Here is a 23,017-nt window from a genome sequence, read left to right as displayed (position 1 = left end):
TTTCAAGCAGTTATCGCTTAGGTTTTGCCTCTTCTCAGTGGCCAGCCCCTCAAGCGAGATGCGCATTCTACAGACCTCAGCCGAGGAGTCAACGGCCAATCTGAAAATTTTTCAAATTGGCCGCAACCAGCCTCACTTCACTCGACAATGACCACCCGGGCAATCTTCTTCTTACCCGCCTGAACAACGCAATCATCACCTTTGACAAACCTGCGATCACCTTCAAACTGTTTGCCATCTATATAGACAGCACCACGTCCAAGTACATCTCTGGCAGCAGCGCCATTCTTTACCAGCCCAGCCAGGCGAAGCACGGCCGCCACTGGCATTTCACTCTGCCCCTCCAGAGACACTTCTACCAGAGGCACGTTTTCTGGAATTTCCCCGAGCGCTACCCGGTTGCCAGCAGACTTGTGAGCAGTCTTCGCAGCCTCCTCATCATGGAAGCGGGTAATCAGCTCTTCAGCCAGTAGCTTTTTATAGTCCTGCGGGTTGGCACCAGCGTCTACCTCAGCGCGGAACTGTTCGACTTCCGCCATCGGCCGGAAGCTCAGCAATTCGAAGTAGCGCCACAGCAACTCATCCGGCATTGACAGAAGCTTGGTATACATTTCACCCGGAGCATCGCTGACGCCAACATAATTACCCAAAGACTTGGACATCTTCTGCACACCGTCCAGGCCCTCAAGAATCGGGACGGTAATGATGGCCTGGGGCGCCTGGCCATAATGCTTCTGCAGAATCCGCCCCATCAGCAAATTGAACTTCTGGTCCGTGCCACCGAGCTCCACATCAGCTTCAAGCGCTACGGAGTCGTAGCCCTGAATCAGCGGATACAGGAACTCGTGAATGGCAATCGGCTGCTCAGCTTTGTAACGCTTGGTGAAATCGTCACGCTCGAGCATCCGTGCAACCGTATACTGACCCGCGAGCTGGATCATGCTCGCGGCGTTCATCTGGCCCATCCATTCGGAATTGAATACAACTCGGGTTTTTTCAGGATCCAGAATCTTGAAGACCTGCTCTTTATAGGTAATGGCATTCTTGCGCACCTGCTCCTCGGTTAAAGGAGGACGTGTTGCGCTTTTTCCGGTGGGGTCGCCAATCATTCCGGTGAAGTCACCAATAAGGAAAATGATCTCATGGCCAAGGTCCTGGAACTGACGGAGCTTGTTGATCAGTACGGTATGCCCCAGGTGCAAGTCCGGCGCGGTAGGATCGAAACCCGCCTTGATCCTCAGCGGCCGACCCTCTTTAAGCTTTGCGATCAAATCCTCTTCGGGAATCAGCTCGTCAATACCGCGCTTGATAACGGCCAACGCTTCCTCAATTGTTGCCATGAACCTTTCGTCCCCAGTTTGACTTGGTGTCAGGGTTTGCCGGTGACCGTTACAGACTTCAACAAAACAAATCTGTGTTTAACCGACACCCTTGTTAAAGTGTGACTGCTCAACTTTTAAACAATGCGAGCAATAAAAGGACCGGCATTATACCAGCGGCAAGCGGTTTTGTACGACCAGACCCCCGCTCAACCGTAATGTTCGGCACTGTCCAGATAATGTCATATACGGTAATCTGTTTGACTATACTTGATCTAGCGCTTTAATTAGCTAGTACAACCTGCTGGAATACCGATAAAAACGGGTGAGCCAAGTGCTTAAAACATTCCCCAAAACACATATTACTCTGGCTGCAGCGGCGACGATTATCGTCTCTGCTGCTGTGCTGATGAGCCCAAGCGCTGACGTTGAAGCCAAGCGCATGTCATACACCATTGACCTGGAAGAGGGCCTGGTGTCCGGGATGGCACCGACCAAACAGGCGCCATCCCGGACGCAGGAACCCACTGGCGCCCTGCCTGAGACGGAAAAAGCACAAAGTGACGAGGAGCCAACAACTCAGGCCACGATTGCAAACAAGCCAGATGTTCCTAAGGTCGACTGGCTGGAGTTTCGTGTAAAGTCTGGCGATACGCTTTCATCCCTGTTTCGCAAAGCGGGATTCAACGATGGCATCATGCTGTCGGTCATCCATGGTAAGGGCGAAGCCAGCAAGCTCCAGCGCCTTTATGCGGGGGAAGAGATCCGCTTCGGTCTCGACAGCGAGGGGCAGCTGGTAGCAGTGGAGTTGCAGCGCAGCCGCCTGGAAACCCTCAAGATCTCGACGGCCGACGATGGCTTCCTTGGCAAAACAGAAGTTCGCAAACCTGAGCCGCGTCCTGCATTTGCCGCCGGCGTGATTGACGGCTCCCTCTATCTTGCCGCCAGAGACGCAGGCCTGAACGACCGGCTCACCATGGAACTGGCCGGGATTTTCGGTTGGGATATCGACTTTGTCTACGATGTCCGCAAGGGCGACAGCTTTGAGGTTGTGTACGAGGAGCTATACATCGACGGTGAAAAGTTTGATACCGGACGGATTCTTTCGGCGCGCTTTATCAATCGTGGTACCGAGAACGTAGCACTGCTTTACACGGACCAAAACGGCGACAGCGACTACTACACGCCGGAAGGCAAAAGCATGCGCAAAGCCTTCCTGAGAGTTCCAATCAATGCCCGCGTGTCATCACCGTTCAATCTGCAACGACGACACCCGGTGCTGGACGTGGTCAGACCCCACGAGGGAACCGACTATGCTGCGCCCCCGGGCACACCAATCAAAGCCGCCGGCAGTGGGCGGGTACAGTTTGCCGGCTGGAAAGGTGGCTATGGTCGCACCGTGGTTTTGCAGCATGGCGATAATATCACCACCCTGTATGCTCATATGAGCCGGCTGGGCAAAGGTATAAAGAATGGTACCCGAGTGAAACAGGGGGACACCATTGGGTATGTCGGTTCATCCGGAATGGTGACCGGGCCTCACCTGCATTACGAGTTCCGGGTCAACGGCGTTGCCAAGAATTCCCGCACGGTCAAGCTGCCCGATGCCAAGCCGGTGCCGGGCTCTGAAATGGCCCGCTTCCGCCAGTTTACCGAGCAGCGACTCGCCCAGTTCAATGGTTTCCGTGAAAGTGGTCGTCAACTGGCCCTGGCATCGGATAATTGATCGTGAGCTATTGGCTCGGCCTTATGTCAGGCACCAGCATGGACGCGGTAGACGCGGTGCTGGTGTCTTTCACCGACCGGAATCTGAATATTCATTCCACGCTCTCCGTTCCCTACCCTGAACAACTCAGGCAGCGTCTCCTGCTGGCAACCCGCAATCAATCAGACATAGACGAACTCGGTGAACTGGATACACTGATCGGCCATCATTTTGGCCATACCGCAAAGGAACTGATCGAGCGCTCCGGCCTGACGCTCGGGGATATTCGCGGCATTGGCAGCCATGGACAAACGGTACGCCATCAACCTTCCGGCCCTGCCCCCTTCTCACTGCAGATTGGCAATGCTGCCTGTATTGCGGAAAGCACCGGCCTGCCAACGGTATCGGATTTCCGCAGCCGGGATCTTGCCGCAGGCGGCCAGGGCGCGCCGCTTGTACCAGCCTTCCATCAATGGCTGTTTGCCTCAGACGAACAGGACCGCTGCATCCTGAACCTTGGCGGAATTGCCAATATCACTTGGCTTCCGGCCGCAGGTCGCAAACCGGTGATAGGATTTGATACCGGCCCGGCAAATGCCTTGCTTGACGCTTGGTGTCTGGACCAGACCGGGCGCCACTACGATGAGTCGGGGCATCTGGCAAGTGAGGGGGCTGTACATTCGGAGCTGTTGAGTAGCATGCTCTCCGACGCCTATTTCAGCAAACCAGCCCCGAAAAGCACGGGCAAGGAACGTTTCAACCTTGACTGGATCAGAACCCACCTGCAACGCTTCCCCAACCTGGCCGCCGAGGACGTCCAACGAACCCTGCTAAAACTGACAGTAACGACCATTCTGAAACAGTTGCCACAGGAATCCGCCAGCATGACCGTTTACGCATGCGGCGGTGGCACGTTCAACCGATTGCTGATGAATGAGCTTAGGGTCGGACTGGGATCAGTGGCGCTGACCACAACGGCTGATTTGGGGCTTGACCCGCAATGGGTGGAGCCGGTGGCGTTCGCCTGGCTAGCGAGGCAAACCCTTGAGTTCAAACCCGGAAACCTACCTGAGGTGACTGGCGCCAAAGGCCCCCGGGTGCTAGGCGCGATTTACCCGGCCTGACGCGTCAAATAGAAAACGAGCTGCCGCAACCACAGGTGGAGCTGGCGTTCGGGTTCTGAACCACAAACTGTGAGCCCTGAAGCCCTTCCTGGTAGTCAATAGTGGCACCAACCAGATACTGGTAGCTCATGGAATCTACCAGCAGTTTCACGCCATCCCGCTCTATGACGGTGTCGTCCTCTTCCTGGTTCTCGTCGAACGAAAAGCCGTACTGGAATCCGGAACAACCGCCACCTGTTACGAACACCCGCAGTTTGAGATCAGGATTCTCCTCTTCCTCGATCAACTCACGCACTTTGGCAACAGCGCTGTCGCTGAAGAACAACGGTGTGACCATTTGCTGCTGAACTACACTCAAGGTATGCCTCCGGGAGATAACGCGATCAGGAGATTATGGTATTCCCGACTAATTCAGTCAACTATTCGGGTTTACCCTCACCCTCTGGCTCCGTGCTCTGCACAGGCGCTTTATCATGAGTCAGCAGGCCGCTGGTTTCGTCCTGGCGAACCAGATTTCCGTTCACCGACGCCCCCATGGCCATCTCGATCAGGCGGTAGTAAACATTACCGTTAATGGCCGCATTCTCCGCCAATTCCAGGTGGCTGGTGGCGCGTACGTCTCCGTTCACTTTGCCATTGATGATGATGTGCGGCGCAGTAATATCGCCGCTGATTTCACCCACTTCGGACAGTCGGACCACAGCGTCACTGCCTTCTTCCGCCAGCACCCTGCCTTGGATTTTTCCATCTACATGCAAACCGCCAGAAAAACGCACATCCCCTTCAATGGTCGTCCGGGATGAAATCAACGTGTCAAAGTGGCCCACGGAACGGCGTGGCTTCTGTTTTTTCTTTTTGCCCAGCATGAATCAGCTCCCAGTTAACTGTGCCCAATCAAATGTTCTCTCTGCCTGTGCGGCGTTACTCCCTTGCGCCTGTGCCACTACCTGGATCTCGTGGGGTTCAAAGCCTTGAGGAAGGCTCAAAGTACCCTCGACATCCTGGAAATACCGAAACCGGAATCTGACCCCCAGATCTTCGATGTCTTCGGACAGATCGCGCAAGGCAATCACTTCTTTTTCACCATCCAACCGTCCTATGACGTTTACAGCCACCTGCCCGGCGATGAAACTGTTGTTATTGCCAACCTGAGTCAGCACCATCTTGAACCGATAGGCGTTATCGCCGCGTACACGTGCCAGCGTGAAACTATCAACCTGGAGCCCTTTGCTGGCCTCAGAGGGCGCCATGATGTTCCGGTAGAACGTCAGGTCTGCCTCCAACTCCGATATTCGGGTTTCGAGCCCGACGATGGTGTTTCTGGCTTCTCGCAGCGCCTGCTCGTCGATCGCCCGCCCCCGCTCAAGATTCACCAGATTCTGCCTCGCGGTTCGGAACTGCTCCCGCAGACTGCGCACTTCCTCAACCAACTGCTCGTTTGAGGCTTCGGCAGACGAAAACCGGAACCCACCCTGCGCCATTCCGGCAGCGTAACCCGCAACGGCGGCAATCAGGGTAAAAGCAAGCAGGATCATCGTCCGGCGCAGGCGGTAGCCCGGCCGGTGACGGATCACTACGTATTCATCGTTCGGTTTGCGAGTGTCACTCACGTTGGCCCGCCCTCAAGGAAGAAGCGCCGGGGCCTTCAGACCCTGGGTTTCGTCAAGACCAAACATGATGTTCATGTTCTGCACCGCCTGCCCGGCAGCGCCTTTGACCAGGTTGTCGATGACCGAGGAAACGATCACCACGTTACTCTGCTCCTGGCGATGCAGCGCCATCCGGCACTGGTTGGCGCCACGAACACTGCGGGTTTCCGGATGGCTACCGAAAGGCATCACATCCACAAACGGCTCAGCCTTATAGCGTTCTTCGTAAATCGCCTGAAGCCGATCAAAATCCGCCGGTTCTGACAGCTCTGCGTACAAGGTTGCCTCGATACCGCGAATCATCGGCACCAGGTGCGGCACGAAGGTTACGCCCACCGGCCCGGCAGCTGCCAGACTCAGGCCCTGGCGGATTTCCGGCAGGTGCCGATGCCCGGAGGCTCCGTAGGCCTTGAAGCTTTCACCGACCTCACCATGCAACATGCCGATGTTGCCCTGGCGACCGGCACCGCTGGCACCGGATTTGGCATCGGCAATCAGTCGGGCGGGGTCAACCAGGCCCTGTTCGAGCAAGGGCAGGAAGCCAAGCTGCACCGCCGTGGGATAACAACCAGGGTTTGCGACCAACTGGGCTTGGCGAATCGCGTCACGTGCCACCTCAGGCAGACCATAAACCGCTTTTTGCGCCCACTCCGGTGTTTCATGGGGCATACCGTACCACTTGGCCCAGACATCCAGGTCTTTCAGTCGGAAATCCGCAGACAGGTCTACCACACGAACGCCGGCAGCCATCAGTTCCGGAACCATGCGCATGGCAACCCCGTGGGGCGTGGCAAAGAACACCAGATCGCATTGCGACAGTACCGCTGAATCCGGCTCTGAAAAGGCCAGGTCAAAATGACCCCGCAGGTTGGGGTACATGTCTGCTACCGGCATCCCCGACTCAGAGCGCGAAGTGATGCATTTCACTTCTACGTCCGGATGAACGGCAAGAAACCGCAACAGCTCAACACCGGTGTACCCGGTTCCCCCAACGATGCCTATTTTGATCACACTCATCTCCAACGTGGTCTGGTCAGAATTTCGAGGTAGTCTAACATGATAATCCAAGGACTTATTGCAGCCTGCAAACCCATGGTTACAATGTTGTCAGATTCCTTGTGAAGGACCCGCCCATCGAACCGGAACCCTGCGCTCATGCGTAACATCAGGCAACAGATCACTGAGAACCTGATCCCCGTTTTCCGGAGGAAACTGTCGGGTGTCGATGCACTGCCACAACTGGCTGTGCTTGGGCTGTTGTCCGGAATTGTCACCGGTGCGGTGATCCTTTTATTTCGGCTTGCCATTGAATGGCCGCTGGAACACTTCCTGCCAGGTGCTGGCTCGGAAAACTTCGAGCAACTGGACATTCTGACCAGGGGGCTTCTGCCGCTGGCTGGTGCCGTTGGTCTGGGCATTCTGTTGCACAAATTATCCATTCACGATCGAAAGGTGGGCATCGTCCACATTATGGAGCGCCTGAACTACCACCAGGGCTACATATCGTTCAAAAGCGCCATGGTTCAGTTTGTTGCCGGGGTTACCACCGTGGTATCAGGCCAGTCGGCAGGCCGGGAGGGCCCGGCAGTGCATCTGGGCGCCGCGTTTTCAAGCCTGTTCGGGCAATGGCTGAGACTGCCCAACAACAGTATACGAACACTGGTGGCCTGCGGCTGCGCAGCCGCTATCTCGGCGTCTTTCAACACACCGATTGCCGGCGTGATCTTCGCCATGGAAGTGGTGATGATGGAGTACACCATTGCCGGCTTTACGCCGATTATTCTGGCGGCGGTCAGTGCCGCCATCATTACCCAGATCGTCTACGGCTCGGAGCCGGCCTTCAGCGTGCCCGCGCTGACCATGAACTCGCTGCTGGAAATTCCCTGGATCCTCGCGATTGCCGTGATCATCGGAATTGCCGCCGCGGCCTTTATCCATCTGGTGGACAACATGGGGCGCCATCACCACCGGCCGGTACTGCTCCGTATCACCGTGGCTGGCCTGCTGATGGTGCCGTTTGCGATTCTGGTGCCGGAAACCATGGGTATTGGTTACGACACGGTCAGCGAAACCATTCACGGCGAATTGGGGTTCTGGCTGCTGCTTGGCGTGGGCGTGGCAAAACTGGTGATTACCGGGTTGTCTATCGGGCTTGGTATGCCAAGTGGCGTGATCGGCCCGACCATTTTCATGGGGGCGACCCTTGGTGGAGCGATGGGGCTGATCGGCGCCCAGATCTTCCCCGAGCTGGCATCGTCGGTGGGCTTTTACGCCATGCTGGGCATGGGGGCGATGATGGGGGCAGTGCTACAGGCACCACTGGCCGCACTGATGGCCTTGATGGAACTGACTCGAAACCCGAACATTATTCTGCCTGGCATGCTGATCATCACCACCGCCAGCCTGGTGACCAGCGAAGCTTTCGGCAAAAAATCCCTGTTCCTGACCATTCTGAAAAACCAGGGCCTGAGTTACCAGAATTCACCAGTGATCCAGGCGTTAAGGCGAGTGTCTGTGGGCGCGATCATGGACCGGAGCATTCTGCGCACGGATCGGGAGCTGACCCCGGATGAGGCCCGCAAGGCACTGAAGTCGGAACCCAAATGGTTGCTGGTTGAGGGCAGCAACGGGCCAACCGCGCTGCTACCGGCAGTGGATCTTGCCCGCTACCTGGAAGACACAGAGAAACAGGTTACCGAAGAGGGCATCGACCCTCCGGACACCGTCGATCTGATGGAAATCCCGGCCAACCGGCGGGATGTGGCGCCAGTGCAATATCAAGCCACCCTGGAAGAGGCCCTGAACGAATTCGACTCGACCCAGGCTGAGGCACTGTACGTACAACGCCATGTAGCCCCGATGATTCAGCGGGTTTATGGTGTCGTGCTTCAATCAGATATCGAAAGCTATTACCAATACCGACGGAGTTGATGGATGTTGTGGGTCAAGGCGTTTCATATCATTTCCCTGGTGTGCTGGTTTGCCGGCATTTTCTATCTGCCCAGACTGTTCGTGTACCATGCAGCCTGTGAGGACCAGCCGGGCCGCGAACGCTTCAAGATCATGGAGCGCAAGCTGTACCGGGGAATAACAACACCTTCAATGATCGCCACGGTGGTCTTTGGAATCTGGTTACTCAGTTACAATGTGTCCGGTTATTTCAGCATGGGCTGGATGCACGCCAAACTGGCTCTGGTAGCCCTGCTGATCGTGTACCATTTCTATTGCGGGCACCTGGTGAATGTCTTCCGGGATGACAAGAACACCCGCAGCCATGTGTTCTATCGCTGGTTTAACGAGCTACCGGTGTTCGTTCTGCTGGCGGTGGTGATCCTGGCTGTTGTAAAACCCTTCTGAGGAGAGCAACCATTAAAAGCTACACCCGCCCACATATTCTGGTGCTGTCAGGGCTGGACCCCTCCGGTGGCGCTGGCATTCAGGCCGACATTCAGGCGATTACCTCTCTCGGCGGGCACCCCCTGCCCGTGCTGACTTGCCTGACCGTGCAAGACACCAACAACGTGTATGGCGCCGAGCCCGTCAACGCGGAGTTAATCCGGCAACAACTGCAGTGCCTCGCAGCAGATGTGCCCATCCATGCCATCAAGACCGGCGCCCTGGGCAATGCAGACGTGGTCGATGTGCTGGTGGAGTTTCTCGACAGCCAGCCGGAGTTACCGCTGATTGTCGACCCGGTCATCAAGGCCGCTGGCGGCGGCGATCTTGCCGATGATGCATTGGTTCAAGCAATGAAAACCCGGCTGTTTCCAAGAGCGGAAATGATCACCCCCAACGGAGTTGAACTGGCCCAGTTGGGTGGCAGTGACGACCCGGACCGAGCCGCGAGAAACCTCATTGACGCCGGCTGTCAATCGGTTCTGGCTACCGGTGGTCACGGCACGGGCATCCACATCATCAACACCCTGTACAACCACGCCCCGGAACCCATGCACTGGGAAGTGGAACGGGTGGGCGCCAATGAGTTTCATGGCACCGGTTGTACCCTGGCCGCCGCCATTGCAGCCGGGCGCGCCAGCGGGCTGTCGGCCAGGGCATCGATCTCCCAGGCGCAGAACTACGTTCATCGTGCTCTTCTGCACGCGCTGAACGTGGGCAAAGGTCAACGGGTTCCCGACCGGGGCATTCTGTGGGAACGCTGAAGCAAATGCTTAAACCAGGCCTGTATGCCATTACCGATAACGTACTGACCCCGGCAGATCAGCTGATTGCCGCCGTAGAAGCGGCATTGCAGGGCGGCGCGACACTGGTACAGTACCGCGACAAGGCGGGCACCAGTGCGGAGCGATTACACCAGGCAACCGAGCTGAACGCCCTCTGCCGTCAGGCCAACGTACCCCTGCTGATCAATGATGACCCGGAACTGGCCCAGCGCGTGGGCGCTGCGGGTGTGCACCTGGGCCAGGACGATTGCACCCTGGCCGACGCCCGGCGTATTCTGGGGCCAGAAGCCATCATCGGTATTACCTGCCACCATCGACTGGACCTTGCCCGTGACGCCAAGGCGGCAGGAGCCGACTACCTGGCGTTTGGCCGATTCTACAACTCGGCCACCAAACCCGGTGCACCACCGGCAGAAACGACTGTATTGACGGAAGCCAGAGCGCTGGCGCTTCCGATTACCGCGATTGGCGGCATCACCACTGACAACGCCGAAGCCCTGATCCGTACCGGCGCAGACCTGATTGCGGTAGTGGGCGGTCTGTTTGGTGGCACTCCGGAGGACATCCGACACAAAGCGGAAACCTTTACCCGGCTGGTGGCCAGGCATCACCCTCTTTTCTCATCTTCAAACTGACAGGAGCTATCCGTGACTCACTCTGAAACGCTATTCGAACAGGCCCAGAAATACATTCCGGGCGGCGTAAATTCGCCGGTGCGGGCCTTCCGCGGTGTTGGCGGTACTCCGGTTTTCTTCAAGCATGCCGAAGGCGCTTATCTGTACGACGAAGATGACCGCCGATACATCGACTTTATCGGCTCCTGGGGACCGATGATTCTTGGTCACTCAGACCCGCGCATCAAAGCCGCCCTGCACGCCCAGGTGGACCTGGGCGTGGGCTATGGCGCCCCTACGGCCATCGAAACCGAGATGGCGAAGAAAGTGTGCGAACTGGTGCCCTCTATTGAACTGGTGCGCATGGTCAACTCTGGCACCGAAGCCACCATGAGCGCCATTCGGCTGGCCCGCGGTTACACCGGCCGGGACAAGATTGTGAAATTTGAAGGTTGCTACCACGGCCATGTGGATTCACTGCTGGTGAAAGCCGGCTCCGGCGCTCTCACCCTGGGCGTGCCCAACTCCCCGGGCATTCCCGCCAGCCTGGCCGAACACACCATCACCCTGGACTACAACGACATCAACCAGGTGAGGGAAACCTTCAAGGAAATTGGCGATCAAGTGGCAGCTATTATTGTCGAACCTGTTGCCGGCAACATGAACTGCATTCCGCCGGTACCCGGGTTCCTGGAAGGGTTGCGGGAAGTCTGCGATGAACACGGCACGGTGCTGATTTTTGATGAAGTAATGACCGGCTTCCGGGTGTCACTCGGCGGTGCCCAAGGCTTCTACGGCGTAACGCCGGACCTGACCGCCCTGGGCAAAGTGATCGGTGGCGGCTTGCCGGTGGGTGCTTTTGGCGGCAAGCGGGAAATCATGGAGCACATTTCCCCGCTGGGCCCGGTCTACCAGGCCGGCACCCTGAGCGGCAACCCCCTGGCCATGACTGCGGGCCTGACCACCCTGAACGCCATTTCTGAGCCCGGCTTCCACGATAAGCTGACGGAGAAAACCAACAAGGTACGCGACGGACTGAAAGCCGCCGCCGACGAAGCTGGCATCCCGCTGACCGTCCAGTCCGCCGGCGCCATGTTCGGATTCTTCTTTACCAGCGAGCCCTCGGTAACCACCTTCGAACAGGTGATGGCGTGCGATGTGGAACGTTTCAAGAAGTTCTTCCAGGGAATGCTGAAGGAAGGCATCTACCTTGCGCCCTCGGCGTTCGAAGCCGGCTTTACCACCGCAGCACTCAGCGATGAAGACATTGAGTTCACATTGGCCGCGGCCCGCAAAGTCATGGCAACCCTGTAACAGGGTCGCCCCGTCAGCTCTGGCCGCCTTAGGCCAGGGCTGACGGTCTTCAGAATACGCCCTCCAGAGATAGCGTGTAGGTGTGACGACGGTAATCGTACCGGTCAATCCGGCTATTCTGATCCCGGAACAGCCACTGATTGCGCACCAGCCATTGCCGACTGATTGCGTACTCTGCCATCAACCCGACTTCCCGCCGCACATCCCGGCGCCGCTGGGTGATCAGTGTGTCTTGTTCGAGCCATTGGTGTGGGTCTTGGTAACGACTGTGCCGCAGGGCAACCTCCGCGCCTACCGAAAGTGCCGGCGCAACCGGATAAATCGCCTCAACGCCCAGTTCATGATGGTCCGGGGATACGCTGGCAAAAAACTCGTCTTGCTGAAAGTCTCTCCGGTGATTGCGCTGCCAACGATAGAACCCGTCAACAAGCAGCAAGTCAAAGCCTTGTTCCGCACGGGCTTCAAACTGGTACCACTGGCCATCATAGGCGGCGTAATCCGGGCCGCCATTCACCTGATCCGCTGACACCGACCATGAACAGCCGGACAGCCAGTCGGATAACGGGCAAACGCCGGAACGGCCGAACAGGCTCAGGCCTAAACGGGTTTCCAGCTCATCATTGCCCAGCCATGCCCGCGAGGCACCGGCACGCAGGCCAAGTTCCCACTGGTCAAAGCGGCGCACCCCGGCCGCCCGGGCCTGAACCACAGACGTGTCGTCCGCCCGGCCGCGGGTATAATCCTGACCATAAATCACGCCATCCCAGACCACCCGCCAGTGCTCGCTGACCGGCTGGCTCAGAGTGCCCGCCGCCACCAGCTCGGCGAAAAAGCTGCCTCTGTCGCTCGGCGAGTCGTCGGGAACGCCGGCCACATTGCTGTCGTAGCCAAGGCCGGTAGCCAAGTAGCCTTGGGCAATCGATTTCATCGAGGACGAGTCAGAGGGGGCGTCTCCGGCCAGTTTGGCCAGCTGCCGCTGTGCCAGCTCACGGATGGTTTCTGGCGATTCCTGACGGGCAGACTCCTGAAACCAGCCCTCAGCCTCGGCCGTTCGGCCGTCCGCCAGGGCAACCAGGCCGAGATTGTAGTGGGCAAGAGCCTGATTTGGCCCCTGCAAAAGCTGGAGAAACAGCGCTTCGGCGGCCGGGTAATCACCGGTTTTGTAGTAGGTGACCGCCAGGTTGTAAGTCAGTGCCGGGCTGTCGTGACCCAGCTCCCTGGCCGCTTCAAACTGCTGCCGTGCGGCGGGATAATCGCCCTGCTGAAACTGTTCAATGCCAGTGGCCATGGCCTGCTGCGCGGATTGATCCGGCTCGGCAACAACGACAGCGGAGATGGCCAACAGGCCCACAAAACGAAGGGTCTTGAACAACCGAAAACCTCAGGCTCGACATCAACGGAACCGGCCGGGGCAGCCCCGTTCCGGGCGAGCCCTGAGGTTAACACAGATAAAAGATCAGGGACGTGACGATGGTGACGGTAGCTCAGGCCTCAGTTCGTCAAGATCCCTTACAGTTTCCGGCAGACTGTCGCGCCCGATATCCGGATTTCCACCCCGGACTTCCCGGGCACGCTCAGAGACCGACTGGCCAAAATCCCGCCCCCGCTCTCTGGCATCCTCTGCCGTTGCTCTGCCGGGCGACAAGGTATTACCGCGTTCATGGCGACGCAAACCGGGCAGCTCAGGCAGGCGTATTTCACGGGTAACGGCACCGGTGAGATCTTCGCTGTCTTCCACCATTCGCATGGTCACATCAAGGTCGTCGGCCAAGGCCAGAGGAGTGGCGCCCGCCAGCATAGCGACCAGAATCAAGCGGACCGAACGGGCCCGCCACCGGGTTTCACAAAAACTCATGTTGCAGGCTCCTTGTGATTTTGCCGACTGCCGGAGGCAGCCGAGCCATCACCATTAGGGTACTGGGGTACCGGCGCCCTGAAGACTTTCTGGCGTCCGTTGGCATCGAGTTCTGCAATCAACTCGCCGGCCCCGGGAAACAGGATAGTCAGAGGTAGTTCGAGCACATTGTCGCCCTGGACAAGGCTGACCTGCCAGCTGACCCGATGCTGGCCGGGCAGGCCTGACAACTCTACATGGGGCGGCAGATCCAGCGTCAAGGTGACATCATCAAGGGCTTCGCCCGCATTAAACGCCAACCGTACCGTGCGATTCACAGGCACCACCTCAGACGAAGCAGCCGCGTCGTCGGTCAAGTCCATGGCTGCCACTTCCGCCTCGGGCGCTGGTGTGCCCCCGCCTTGGCCAAGCATCAGACCCAACACCAGTGCCGCCGCAACGGCACCGCCCCAGGCCACATGCACCTTGCGATTGGAGCCTGATGCGGGGAGCTGGCCGAACACACGGCGTTCAAAGCCCGGTGACGGTTCCGGCAGCCTGCAGCGGGAAGCCAGTTCGGACATCAGCGAGCGCTCGAACGCCTCATGCTGCTGGCACAAAACGCAATCTTCGAGGTGCACGAGCACCGCCTGCGACTCATCAGCGGGCAGCTGGTCCCGAACATACTCGGGTAATTGTGATCGGATTTGCCGACAGGACATGGTTATCACCTCAATGTTCCAGACGCCCGAAATCATCATCCGGTTCCACCGCCGCCTGAAGATGTTTCCTAAGTGCCGCCCGACTGCGATGCAGCCGGGATTTGACCGTACCGATGGGCACGCCCAACACTTCCGCCACATCTTCCTGGCGCCAGCCATCCACATCGTGAAGCAGCAGCAGGGTGCGCTGGTCCGGCGACATCTGTTGCAGCGCCCGGCCGAGCGTTGGGCCAAGCCGTTCTTTGTTTAGCTCCAGCTCGGGCGACTGATCGTCCGACATCTGGCTGTCGAGCCAATCAGACTGACTATCCGCCTCCATCAATTCGCTCACCGGACGATCGGCCTGGCGCCCCTTTTTTCTGACTGAATCGATGAACTGACGGTAAAGCACCCGGTTCAACCACGGCCTAAGCTGATCCACGGATTCCAGCTCATCCAGGCGCGGATAGAGTTTCACTACCACATCCTGCACCAGGTCTTCGGCATCCTGAAGGCTACCGGTCAATCGATAGGCAAAGCTGTGCAACGCCGTCAGGTGCGGCTGCACCAGGCGCTGGAATCGCTTTTGGGCGGATGGGCGAAATGGAAGAATGGCCAAAAAGTACTGCCTGATGACGGTTTACAGAAGCGCGCAGTCTATACCAGCCCTGCCCTTTTCAGCGAATTATGACCAACTCATGTGCAAATGTTAATCAAATCAGGGGAACCCGCGGAGAATCCGAAGCGTGATGACAATACTGGCGATCACAACGCCGGATACACACTGAAAAGGATACGAACCGGAGGATTTATGAAGCGTTCCACCCAAGTTTTCACGGTCTCCGCCCTTGCCGCCGCACTGGCCGCCTGTGGTGGCAGTGGCAGCGATTCTTCAGGGCAGACAGGCACCGTATCCATGGGGCTCACAGACGCCCCAACCATGGATCTGAGCAGCGTGAACGTGGCGTTCAATGCGATCCGGCTCAAGCCAGTGGATGGACCCTGGCAGGAGTTCAGCCTGGAGGAAGTGGGGATCATTGACTTGCTCACCCTTCAGGGCGGTGTAACCGAGCCGCTGATTACCGACGAGGAGGTGCCTGCCGGCGAGTACGAGGAAATCCGTCTGATTGTCGATACCGAGCAGTCTTGGGTAACCAAAGAGTCTGATGGTGATGCCCACTATACCCTGGCAGTGCCCTCCGGCGAGCAAAGCGGCCTGAAGCTTAAAGGCAGCTTTATTGTCGCGGCCGACACCAGTCAGAGCTTCACCATCGACTTTGATGTTCGCAAATCCATCGTTAACCCTCAAGGAAAGGCGCTGGCGGATTACATGCTCAAGCCGGTACTTCGCCTGGTCAACAACCTGGAGGTGGGCCAGCTGACGGGCGAGGTGGATTACGCCACTATCCTGCAAGCTCGCAATGAAGACCCGGAGCAGCTTGACTGCAGTCCGCAATATGAGGGTGCAGTCTATGTCTATCAGGGTGAGATTGAAGAACCGGTAGATCTGAACGTCGAACGGGAAGGCCTCAATCCGCTGATGGTGATTCCGGTCACTGAGCAGGAAGATGGCAGCCTGCATGAATGGACCGCCGCCTTCCTTACCGAGGGCACCTACACCATCAGCTACAGCTGCCAGCTGGATGACAACGAGACCGACGACGAGATCGAGTTTGAGGGTACCCAGACCCTCGACGTCATCGCCGGCGAAACCACCGTGGCTGCCCCCATCCCGCTGCAGCTTTAATAGCGCTGCATTGACGCAAAGGCCAGGGACGGCCTTTGCTCTCCTGGCGTTTTTCTATCACAACGCCCCGGCACGGGCCTCGGCCTGATCGGCCCCGGCCACATTCCCTCTGGCCCGGCGAATATCCGCCAGCAACAACCAACCCGAACGCTGCATCCTCGAATCGTTACCCGCCAGCGACAGGCCTTTCAAGGTGAACTGCTCTGCCGCCCCCAGATTGTCACCAGACACATAGGCTTCCGCCAGTTTGAAATAAACCTCAGCGGAACGCGCGGCTATCCGTTGTGCCCGCTCCAGACGGGCGATGGCGCCGGTGGAATCGCCCTGCGCCAGGCGCTGGTCGGCATCACGGATCAGGCTGACCGCTGCCGCCGGCAGTTCGTCACCGGACTCCCGATAACTCGGCGAGCGGGTAGCGGGCGCTTCCCGTTCACTCACCTCGGGCTGCTCGCTCTTGCGCCATACCCGGGGTTCAGACTCGTCTTGCGGTTCCGCAGTTCTCGGCGGTTCCGGCACACTCGAGCGATCATCGCCACCCATAGGCACATAGATGGAGCCGCCTCCGGGGCCGCTGGCGCAGCCTGCAAGACCCAATGCCATGGCCAAACAACCGGCGCGGGTAATCGTTGTTTTACTCATCGGAACAATCCTTCAAACCAACTGCGTATTTGCCGGCCGAACTGCCCTTCGCAGTCCAGCCGTTGCCGGGGCTCACTGCCGGCGATAAATGGCACCAGACGAGCGTCCTCGCATCGCTCTCCGGTCAATGCCTGCTCCCGGGCATTGACCCAATGATACTGGACACCGTCGGGCATGACCGGCGAAAAGCCATGTTGTGGCAACTGCACCATCATTGCAGACCACACCGGCAAGGCGCCAGAGGCGCCGGTCAATACCGTGGGGCCGTTGTCGTCTCGCCCCACCCAGGCCACGGCCAGATAATCACCGCTGAAGCCCGCAAACCAGGAGTCTCTGCCCTGATCGGTTGTACCAGTCTTCCCCGCCAACGTCAGTCGATCAGGCAGTGTCCGGTAAGCCGAGCGCCCGGTGCCCTCCTGCATGGTTTCCTGCATGGCGTACTGCACCAGGTGCACCGCAGCGGGGTCGGCAACCCGGTCGACCTTCAGGTTATAGCGCGATAACGGCTCGTTGCGGGCATCGGTCACTTCCCGGATGGTCCGCAAGGGTGTGTTGAAACCGGAGGTGGCCAGCCCCTGATAGAGCTGGGCCACTTCCGCCGGCGTCAACGACATGGATCCCAACAGCAGCGAGGGATAATCCGAAATCGGTGTGGTCACCCCAAACGCCCTCAACACTTCCTGCACACGCGGGATACCGACATCCAGCCCCACCCGCACTGCCGGAAGGTTATAGGATCGGGACAGGGCCAGGTGCAGAGGCACCTCACCACGCTCCTCGCCATCGAAGTTCTTGGGCTGCCACAACCGGCCGTCATCAAACTCCAGGGTAAAGGCGCGATCCTGTACCGGCGTAATCAGGGTATATCGGTCGGCCTGTTCCAGGGCTGCCAGATAGGTGAACGGTTTGATCAGCGAGCCGATGGGCCGGCGGGCGTCCACAGCACGGTTGAAGCCGGCAAACTCGGGGTCTTTACCACCTACCAGCGCCAACACCTCGCCGGTGTCCTTGGCGGTAACCACCAGGGCCGCCTCCAGAGCCTCGCGGGTCTCACCCCGTGCCAGTCTGGCCAGGGTATCGCGAACCGCCTTTTCTGACGCATCCTGAACTGCCGGGTCCAGGGTAGTGAATATGCGCAAGCCTTCACTCTGCAGGTCTTCTTCCCGGTAATCCCGCGCCAGGTGCCGGCGCACCAGGTCAATGTACGCTGGGTAACGGTTGTCGGTATAGGACGGCCGGGCGCTCACGCCCAGGGGCTGGCGGGTTGCCCGGGCCGCGTCGTCAGCGCTGATCAACCCGGCCTCGGCCATTTCCGACAGCACCAGGTCGCGCCGGGCCTTCGCCCGCTCCGGGTGTCGGCGCGGATTGTAGTAACTGGGGCCTTTGACCATGCCGATCAACAGGGCAATCTGATGAACGTCCAGATCTTTCAGGGGCTCCCCAAAGAAAAACTGGCTGGCCAGGCCGAAGCCGTTGATGCTGCGGTTACCTGCCTGGCCAAGGTAGACCTCGTTCAGATAGGTTTCCAGAATGTCGTCTTTCTCGTAATGCCATTCCAGCAGGATCGACATCAAGGCTTCATTGCCCTTGCGCAGCAGGGTCTGGTCGCGAGTCAGGAAGAAGTTCTTCACCAACTGCTGGGTCAGGGTACTGCCACCCTGCACAATCTGCCCCGCCTTGATGTTTGCCAGCATGGCCCGGGCAATAGACAACGGCGCAACGCCGTAATGATCGTAAAACTGCCTATCCTCTATCACCATCAAACCAAGGGGCAACAGTTCCGGCACTTCATCCAGCCGAACCAGCACCCGGTCTTCCCGATGGGAGGGGTAGATACCGCCAATCTGAGCCGGTTCCAGCCGGACAATCGGCGAATCCGGGCCGGCGACCACCGAAAACGACTGTACACGGTCTCCAGACACCACCAGCGACAACCGGCGTCTGGGCTCCTCGCCATCTGGGAAACGGAAACCGCGAGCACTAATCAGAAACCGCCCGCCATTTCGCTGATACGTACCGGCCCGAACGCCATCCCCGGCCCGGTAGCCGGCCAGCTCCAGCTCCCGGGCAAGGCCTGCCGCACTCACGCTCGCGCCATCATAAAGCTCCAACGGCCGGGCGTAGACACGGGACGGCACTTCAAAACGGCGGCCCTCAAAGCGGGAGGTGACAACCGCATCCAGGTACACCATCCAGCCGGCCAGAAGCACCAGGCCCAGGGCCCCGGCACGAAACATAAAACGCCAGAAACCGCTGCGTTTGCGCACCGGTCTGGATTTAGAGGATTTTTTACGGGAGGAACGAGATTTGGTCATGGCGGGATTATAACGAAGCGGGCATCCCCTTCGGCAGGTCTGTTGTGTGTTATTTCTGTAATCCGCCCGTTATAGTAGGCCCATCAGAACAGAGCGATAAAAATCAATGAGTTCAGGGAACCAGGAGCACACCGTGAGCGCGACCCCATCGGAAACACTGATCAAGGCACTGCAAAACCCGGCATTGTATGACCACCCGGTAGAGAGCTTCCAGGTCATTGAAACCCATATTTCACAAGTGTTGCTGACCGGCAAATACGCCTACAAGATCAAGAAACCCATGGACTTTGGATTTCTGGACTTCTCCACCCTGGAGCGCCGCAAACACTTCTGCGAGGAAGAACTCCGACTCAACAGCCGCCTGGCCTCGGAACTGTACCAGAGCGTTCTGCCCATCACCGGCACACCAGAGCAACCTGTTATCGGCGGTGAGGGAGAAGCCTTTGAATACGCCATCCGTATGTGCCAGTTCGACCAGGACCAGCTGTTCGACAAGCGCCAGGAGCGGGGTGACCTGCCGCCGGAGATGCTCATCAACCTGGCCCGCCAGGTAGCACTGTTCCACGACAACTTGCCGGCTGTTGCCGAAGACAAACCCCTGGGCACCCCGGAGGCGGTGTACGCCGCGATGCAGGAGAACTTCGACCAGATTCGCCCGATGCTGGACGACAACACCCTTCTGCTGCAGCTGGACAACCTGGAGGCCTGGACCCGGACCACGTTCGAACGGCACCGGGAGCTGATTGCCAGCCGGCGGGCCAAGGGCATGGTGCGGGAATGCCATGGCGACTTGCACCTGGCCAATATTACGGTGTTCAACGATCAGGTCACGGTGTTCGACTGCATCGAATTCAATGAGCCGTTCCGCTGGATTGATGTCATCAACGATCTGGCATTCCTGCTGATGGACCTGGAAGCTCGCCGCGAACCAGCGCTGGCCAACCTGGTGCTCAACAGCTATCTGGAATACCGGGGCGATTTCGAGGCGCTGACCCTGCTCCCACTTTACAAGGCTTACCGGGCGATGGTTCGCGCCAAGATCGCCTTGTTCACCATGGCCAACCCCAGCCTGAGTAAGGATGAAAAAGCCGGGCTGATGCAACGCTACCGGGATTACGCCCAGTTGGCGGAAGATTACGGCGAGATCCCCAACCATTACCTGTTGGCCACCACCGGACTGTCTGCCAGCGGCAAGACCTGCGTCAGCGCTGCCATGGCCGGCGAGCTGGATCTGATCCGGCTGCGTTCGGATGTCGAGCGCAAGCGCTTGCACGGCCTTGGGCCGCTGGATGACAGCAAGTCCGGTGTCGGTACCGACCTGTACAGCCCGGAAGTTACCGAACAGACCTACCAGCACCTGGCCAGCCTGGCCCATGATCTGCTGGCCTCAGGACTTTCAGTGATTGTGGATGCCGCTTGCCTGAAAGAACGTGAACGTACGCTCTTTGCCAAGGTCGCGGAGGCTCAGGGCGTACCCTTTGCCCTACTGCACTGCGAGGCCCCGGAACAGCTCCGGCGGGAGTGGGTGCGCAAACGCAAAGGCGATGCCTCGGAAGCCACCGAAGAACTGCTGGATGCACAGCAAAGCTGGTTCGAGCCACTGACGGTGGAGGAGAAAACCCACACCGTGCACCTGCATACCGACCAGGAGCATGTAGCGGAAGCGGTCGCAGACCGAATTCGCCAGCACTTTGGCTTGTCTCCGAGCCAAAACGTCTAAACTTACTGGCATACGCTTGGCATCATTCCATTCGAGGTGTGAGATGGACGAGATTCAGGAACACGAACTGCATCACATTGATCATCCGCTGTATGAAATTCTGCGCAGCGAAGACATCAAGGCGTTCAATGCCGAAAAAGCAAAGCTGAGCGAACTGCCCAGTTTTGCCCATGGCGACTTCCGGGGCCTCGATTTGCGGGGGCTGGACGCCAAAGGGCTGGATTTACGGCACGCCTATTTCCGGGGTGCCGACCTGCGCGGCATCGACTTTTCCAAATCCCGGATGGAGGGTGCCAGCATCGCCAGCGCGAAGATCTCCGGCTGCTATTTCCCCCATCGCCTGGAGGCCGATGAAATCGTGATGTCACTGAACCACGGCACCCGCATGCGCTACGCCCTGCTGCCAAAATGACGGAACAGAACCATCCCTGGCAGACCGTTTGCCCGGCAACGGATCTGGTTCCAGGCCGTTTTATTGAATTCCGGCTGAAACAGAAAGCCCGTGAACCGGAAGGCATGCCCCTGACCGGTTTTGTGTTTCTGGATGGTAGCGAGCCGAAAGCCTACCTGAACCTCTGCCCGCACCTGGGCATCGAACTGAACTGGATGCCGGGCAAGTTCATGGACGCCGACAACCTGTTTATCCAATGCTCTACCCACGGCGCGTTGTTCAAGCCCGGCACCGGTGAATGCATTGCAGGCCCCTGTCAGGGTGATGCCTTGACCGCCCTGGAGGTACGCCAGAACGGTGACCAGATCGAAATCAGGCTTACAGACTGACCGGCACTGCTTCGGTCAGGTCCAGCCTGCCTCCCGGGTTGCCATCCGGCCCCGACAGCGCGGCACGATAAGCCAGCACCTCGACCCCGGCTGCCTTTGCCTGGCGTAATAACTCGCCATAGTGGGCATCAATATGATCCGCCGGGCGCACCATCTCGATTCCTGTGTGGTTAACCACAAAGAAGAGTACCGCCCGGTCGCCTTTTTCGACCTGCGCCATCAGTTCCCGCAGGTGCTTCTGGCCCCGTTCGGTCACCGCATCCGGGAAATACCCGTTCGATCCTTCCGCCAAAGTGACATTCTTTACCTCAACCCAGGCGTTGGACCGCGCCGGATGGCCCGACAACAACAAATCTATCCGGCTTTTCTCATCACCGTAACGCACTTCTGCCCGGCATTCCGTGTAACCGGCCAACTCCGGGACCCGCCCGGCTTCAATGGCCTCTCGTGCCTGGGCGTTGGGACGGGCGGTATTCACGCAGGCAAATACCGCCGGGGCCGTTTCCACCAGCTCCCAGGTGTACTTCAACTTGCGCTTGGGATTATCGCTACGGCTCAGCCAGACCCTGGCGTTATCGGGCTGGCAACCCAGCATGGAGCCGGTGTTCGGGCAGTGCGCCGTCACTTCCTCGCCATCGGGCAATCGCACATCGGCAAGGAAGCGTTTGTAGCGGCGAATCAGGCGCCCTTCCACCAAAGGTTCAGCAAACTTCATGTGCTCTCCGCAAAAAGTCGTTGTCACAAGGCTGGCCACCCTGAGACTAATCTGCTATTTTCCGCAAATTCCCGTTTCAGGACGAATGCTTTTATCCAGGGTTAAACCGCGCAGCGACCGTGCTGGCGCGGCGGAAGCAAAGCGTTCTTGTAGTAGTACAAACAAGAGGCCGGGTTCAATGGCAAACACTGCAGAACAACCACGCGAACGTTTTACCAATTTCACCCCTTATGAAATGAAAAAGGGTGAAGACTACATGAGTGCTGACATGCTGCAGCACTTCAAAAATCTGCTCCTGCAATGGAAACAGGAGTTGATGGAAGAAGTGGACCGCACCATGCATCACATGCAGGAAGACGCCGCAAATTACGCGGATCCCAGTGACCGCGCAACCCAGGAAGAAGAATTCAGCCTGGAACTGCGCACCCGGGATCGTGAGCGAAAGCTGATCAAAAAGATTGACCAGACCATCGACCGCATCGACAAAGACGACTACGGTTTCTGCGATCAGTGCGGCGTGGAAATCGGCATTCGACGTCTGGAAGCACGCCCGACAGCTACGTTGTGCATCGACTGCAAGACACTGGCGGAAATCCGCGAGCGCCAGACTGGCATCTGAGCCCCACCGGTAGCCGGCCGCATGAGCAGCCGGCTTAACGA

Annotated in this window: 24 protein-coding genes; 12 read left to right on the top strand and 12 right to left on the bottom strand. The window is 58.5% G+C overall.

The genetic code is table 11. The features are described 5' to 3' along the window. Positions 1-137: 137 nt before the first annotated feature. The gene (tyrS, locus tag ABIE59_RS17305) at positions 138-1,340 is read right to left on the bottom strand and encodes a tyrosine--tRNA ligase (protein WP_354448816.1); all 1,203 of its coding nucleotides are present in this window, start codon (positions 1,338-1,340) and stop codon (positions 138-140) included. 313 nt (positions 1,341-1,653) lie between these two features. On the opposite strand from tyrS, the gene ABIE59_RS17300 reads away from it, so the two are divergent. Next, entirely contained in the window at positions 1,654-3,045 is a 1,392-nt protein-coding gene (locus ABIE59_RS17300; RefSeq protein ID WP_354448814.1) for an OapA family protein, read from the top strand. A gap of 2 nt (positions 3,046-3,047) precedes the next feature. Next, the gene (locus ABIE59_RS17295) at positions 3,048-4,148 is read left to right on the top strand and encodes an anhydro-N-acetylmuramic acid kinase (protein ID WP_354448812.1); all 1,101 of its coding nucleotides are present in this window, start codon (positions 3,048-3,050) and stop codon (positions 4,146-4,148) included. A gap of 4 nt (positions 4,149-4,152) precedes the next feature. Here the strand turns inward: ABIE59_RS17295 and erpA are convergent, their stop codons facing one another. The 4 genes from erpA to argC all read right to left on the bottom strand — a co-directional run bounded on the left by erpA (position 4,153) and on the right by argC (position 6,808). Further along, entirely contained in the window at positions 4,153-4,485 is a 333-nt protein-coding gene (gene erpA, locus ABIE59_RS17290) for an iron-sulfur cluster insertion protein ErpA (RefSeq protein ID WP_354448824.1), read from the bottom strand. An 82-nt stretch (positions 4,486-4,567) separates the two neighbouring features. After that, on the bottom strand, positions 4,568-5,014 hold the full coding sequence (locus ABIE59_RS17285; protein ID WP_354448810.1) for a bactofilin family protein: 447 nt from the start codon (positions 5,012-5,014) through the stop codon (positions 4,568-4,570). Between the two features lie 3 nt (positions 5,015-5,017). Further along, positions 5,018-5,758, bottom strand: a complete 741-nt coding sequence (locus ABIE59_RS17280) for a DUF6776 family protein (RefSeq protein ID WP_354448808.1) — start codon at positions 5,756-5,758, stop codon at positions 5,018-5,020. Positions 5,759-5,770: 12 nt separating this feature from the next. Next, positions 5,771-6,808 carry an N-acetyl-gamma-glutamyl-phosphate reductase gene (argC, locus tag ABIE59_RS17275; protein WP_354448806.1) on the bottom strand — a complete coding sequence of 346 codons (1,038 nt, stop codon included), beginning with the start codon at positions 6,806-6,808 and terminating at the stop codon, positions 5,771-5,773. Between the two features lie 144 nt (positions 6,809-6,952). Here argC and ABIE59_RS17270 point away from each other — a divergent pair, with 144 nt between their 5' ends. Genes ABIE59_RS17270 through hemL form a run of 5 tightly spaced genes read left to right on the top strand, consistent with a single transcriptional unit; the run spans position 6,953 to position 11,906 of the window. Beyond that, positions 6,953-8,728 (top strand): chloride channel protein, encoded by a 1,776-nt coding sequence (locus ABIE59_RS17270; RefSeq protein ID WP_354448804.1) that lies wholly within the window; start codon positions 6,953-6,955, stop codon positions 8,726-8,728. Between the two features lie 3 nt (positions 8,729-8,731). Further along, positions 8,732-9,154: a protoporphyrinogen oxidase HemJ gene (hemJ, locus tag ABIE59_RS17265; RefSeq protein ID WP_354448802.1), complete on the top strand. Its 423-nt coding sequence runs from the start codon at positions 8,732-8,734 to the stop codon at positions 9,152-9,154. A 41-nt stretch (positions 9,155-9,195) separates the two neighbouring features. After that, entirely contained in the window at positions 9,196-9,957 is a 762-nt protein-coding gene (thiD, locus tag ABIE59_RS17260; RefSeq protein ID WP_354448800.1) for a bifunctional hydroxymethylpyrimidine kinase/phosphomethylpyrimidine kinase, read from the top strand. A 5-nt stretch (positions 9,958-9,962) separates the two neighbouring features. Beyond that, complete coding sequence (gene thiE / locus ABIE59_RS17255; RefSeq protein WP_502915387.1) at positions 9,963-10,613, top strand: thiamine phosphate synthase; 651 nt, start codon at positions 9,963-9,965, stop codon at positions 10,611-10,613. Between the two features lie 12 nt (positions 10,614-10,625). Further along, entirely contained in the window at positions 10,626-11,906 is a 1,281-nt protein-coding gene (gene hemL / locus ABIE59_RS17250; protein WP_354448796.1) for a glutamate-1-semialdehyde 2,1-aminomutase, read from the top strand. A 49-nt stretch (positions 11,907-11,955) separates the two neighbouring features. Here the strand turns inward: hemL and ABIE59_RS17245 are convergent, their stop codons facing one another. From ABIE59_RS17245 to ABIE59_RS17230, 4 genes are all read right to left on the bottom strand, one after another. Beyond that, a complete protein-coding gene (locus ABIE59_RS17245; RefSeq protein WP_354448794.1) occupies positions 11,956-13,278 on the bottom strand; it encodes a tetratricopeptide repeat protein in 1,323 nt (440 codons plus the stop codon). Between the two features lie 84 nt (positions 13,279-13,362). Next, positions 13,363-13,761: a hypothetical protein gene (locus tag ABIE59_RS17240; RefSeq protein ID WP_354448792.1), complete on the bottom strand. Its 399-nt coding sequence runs from the start codon at positions 13,759-13,761 to the stop codon at positions 13,363-13,365. Next, positions 13,758-14,462, bottom strand: coding sequence for an anti-sigma factor family protein (locus ABIE59_RS17235; protein WP_354448790.1), 705 nt, complete (start codon positions 14,460-14,462; stop codon positions 13,758-13,760). Before ABIE59_RS17235 ends, ABIE59_RS17240 begins: the two co-directional genes overlap by 4 nt. Positions 14,463-14,472: 10 nt before the next feature. Continuing rightward, the gene (locus ABIE59_RS17230) at positions 14,473-15,060 is read right to left on the bottom strand and encodes an RNA polymerase sigma factor (protein WP_354448788.1); all 588 of its coding nucleotides are present in this window, start codon (positions 15,058-15,060) and stop codon (positions 14,473-14,475) included. Positions 15,061-15,252: 192 nt separating this feature from the next. On the opposite strand from ABIE59_RS17230, the gene ABIE59_RS17225 reads away from it, so the two are divergent. Next, positions 15,253-16,188 (top strand): DUF4382 domain-containing protein, encoded by a 936-nt coding sequence (locus ABIE59_RS17225; protein ID WP_354448786.1) that lies wholly within the window; start codon positions 15,253-15,255, stop codon positions 16,186-16,188. A 57-nt stretch (positions 16,189-16,245) separates the two neighbouring features. Here ABIE59_RS17225 and ABIE59_RS17220 read toward each other — a convergent pair whose 3' ends face one another. Next, a complete protein-coding gene (locus tag ABIE59_RS17220; protein WP_354448784.1) occupies positions 16,246-16,827 on the bottom strand; it encodes a tetratricopeptide repeat protein in 582 nt (193 codons plus the stop codon). After that, positions 16,824-19,142, bottom strand: coding sequence for a penicillin-binding protein 1B (gene mrcB, locus ABIE59_RS17215; protein ID WP_354448782.1), 2,319 nt, complete (start codon positions 19,140-19,142; stop codon positions 16,824-16,826). The genes ABIE59_RS17220 and mrcB overlap by 4 nt, the downstream gene beginning before the upstream one ends. A gap of 133 nt (positions 19,143-19,275) precedes the next feature. On the opposite strand from mrcB, the gene ABIE59_RS17210 reads away from it, so the two are divergent. From ABIE59_RS17210 to ABIE59_RS17200, 3 genes are read left to right on the top strand one after another with little or no spacing between them, the layout of a single operon-like run. Further along, a complete protein-coding gene (locus ABIE59_RS17210; RefSeq protein WP_354448780.1) occupies positions 19,276-20,862 on the top strand; it encodes a bifunctional aminoglycoside phosphotransferase/ATP-binding protein in 1,587 nt (528 codons plus the stop codon). Positions 20,863-20,905: 43 nt separating this feature from the next. Beyond that, positions 20,906-21,274 carry a pentapeptide repeat-containing protein gene (locus tag ABIE59_RS17205; RefSeq protein WP_152437244.1) on the top strand — a complete coding sequence of 123 codons (369 nt, stop codon included), beginning with the start codon at positions 20,906-20,908 and terminating at the stop codon, positions 21,272-21,274. Beyond that, entirely contained in the window at positions 21,271-21,642 is a 372-nt protein-coding gene (locus tag ABIE59_RS17200) for a Rieske (2Fe-2S) protein (protein ID WP_354448778.1), read from the top strand. Before ABIE59_RS17205 ends, ABIE59_RS17200 begins: the two co-directional genes overlap by 4 nt. Here ABIE59_RS17200 and sfsA read toward each other — a convergent pair. Beyond that, positions 21,632-22,357 (bottom strand): DNA/RNA nuclease SfsA, encoded by a 726-nt coding sequence (gene sfsA / locus ABIE59_RS17195; RefSeq protein ID WP_354448776.1) that lies wholly within the window; start codon positions 22,355-22,357, stop codon positions 21,632-21,634. The two genes, ABIE59_RS17200 and sfsA, sit on opposite strands and share 11 nt — an antisense overlap. Positions 22,358-22,535: 178 nt before the next feature. On the opposite strand from sfsA, the gene dksA reads away from it, so the two are divergent. Continuing rightward, on the top strand, positions 22,536-22,976 hold the full coding sequence (dksA, locus tag ABIE59_RS17190; RefSeq protein ID WP_058090703.1) for an RNA polymerase-binding protein DksA: 441 nt from the start codon (positions 22,536-22,538) through the stop codon (positions 22,974-22,976). The last annotated feature ends 41 nt before the right edge of the window (positions 22,977-23,017 follow it).

This window comes from Marinobacter sp. MBR-99 (assembly GCF_040547575.1).
In the GTDB taxonomy this organism is placed as follows: Bacteria; Pseudomonadota; Gammaproteobacteria; order Pseudomonadales; family Oleiphilaceae; genus Marinobacter.
This window is presented reverse-complemented; position numbering and strand designations above follow the sequence as displayed.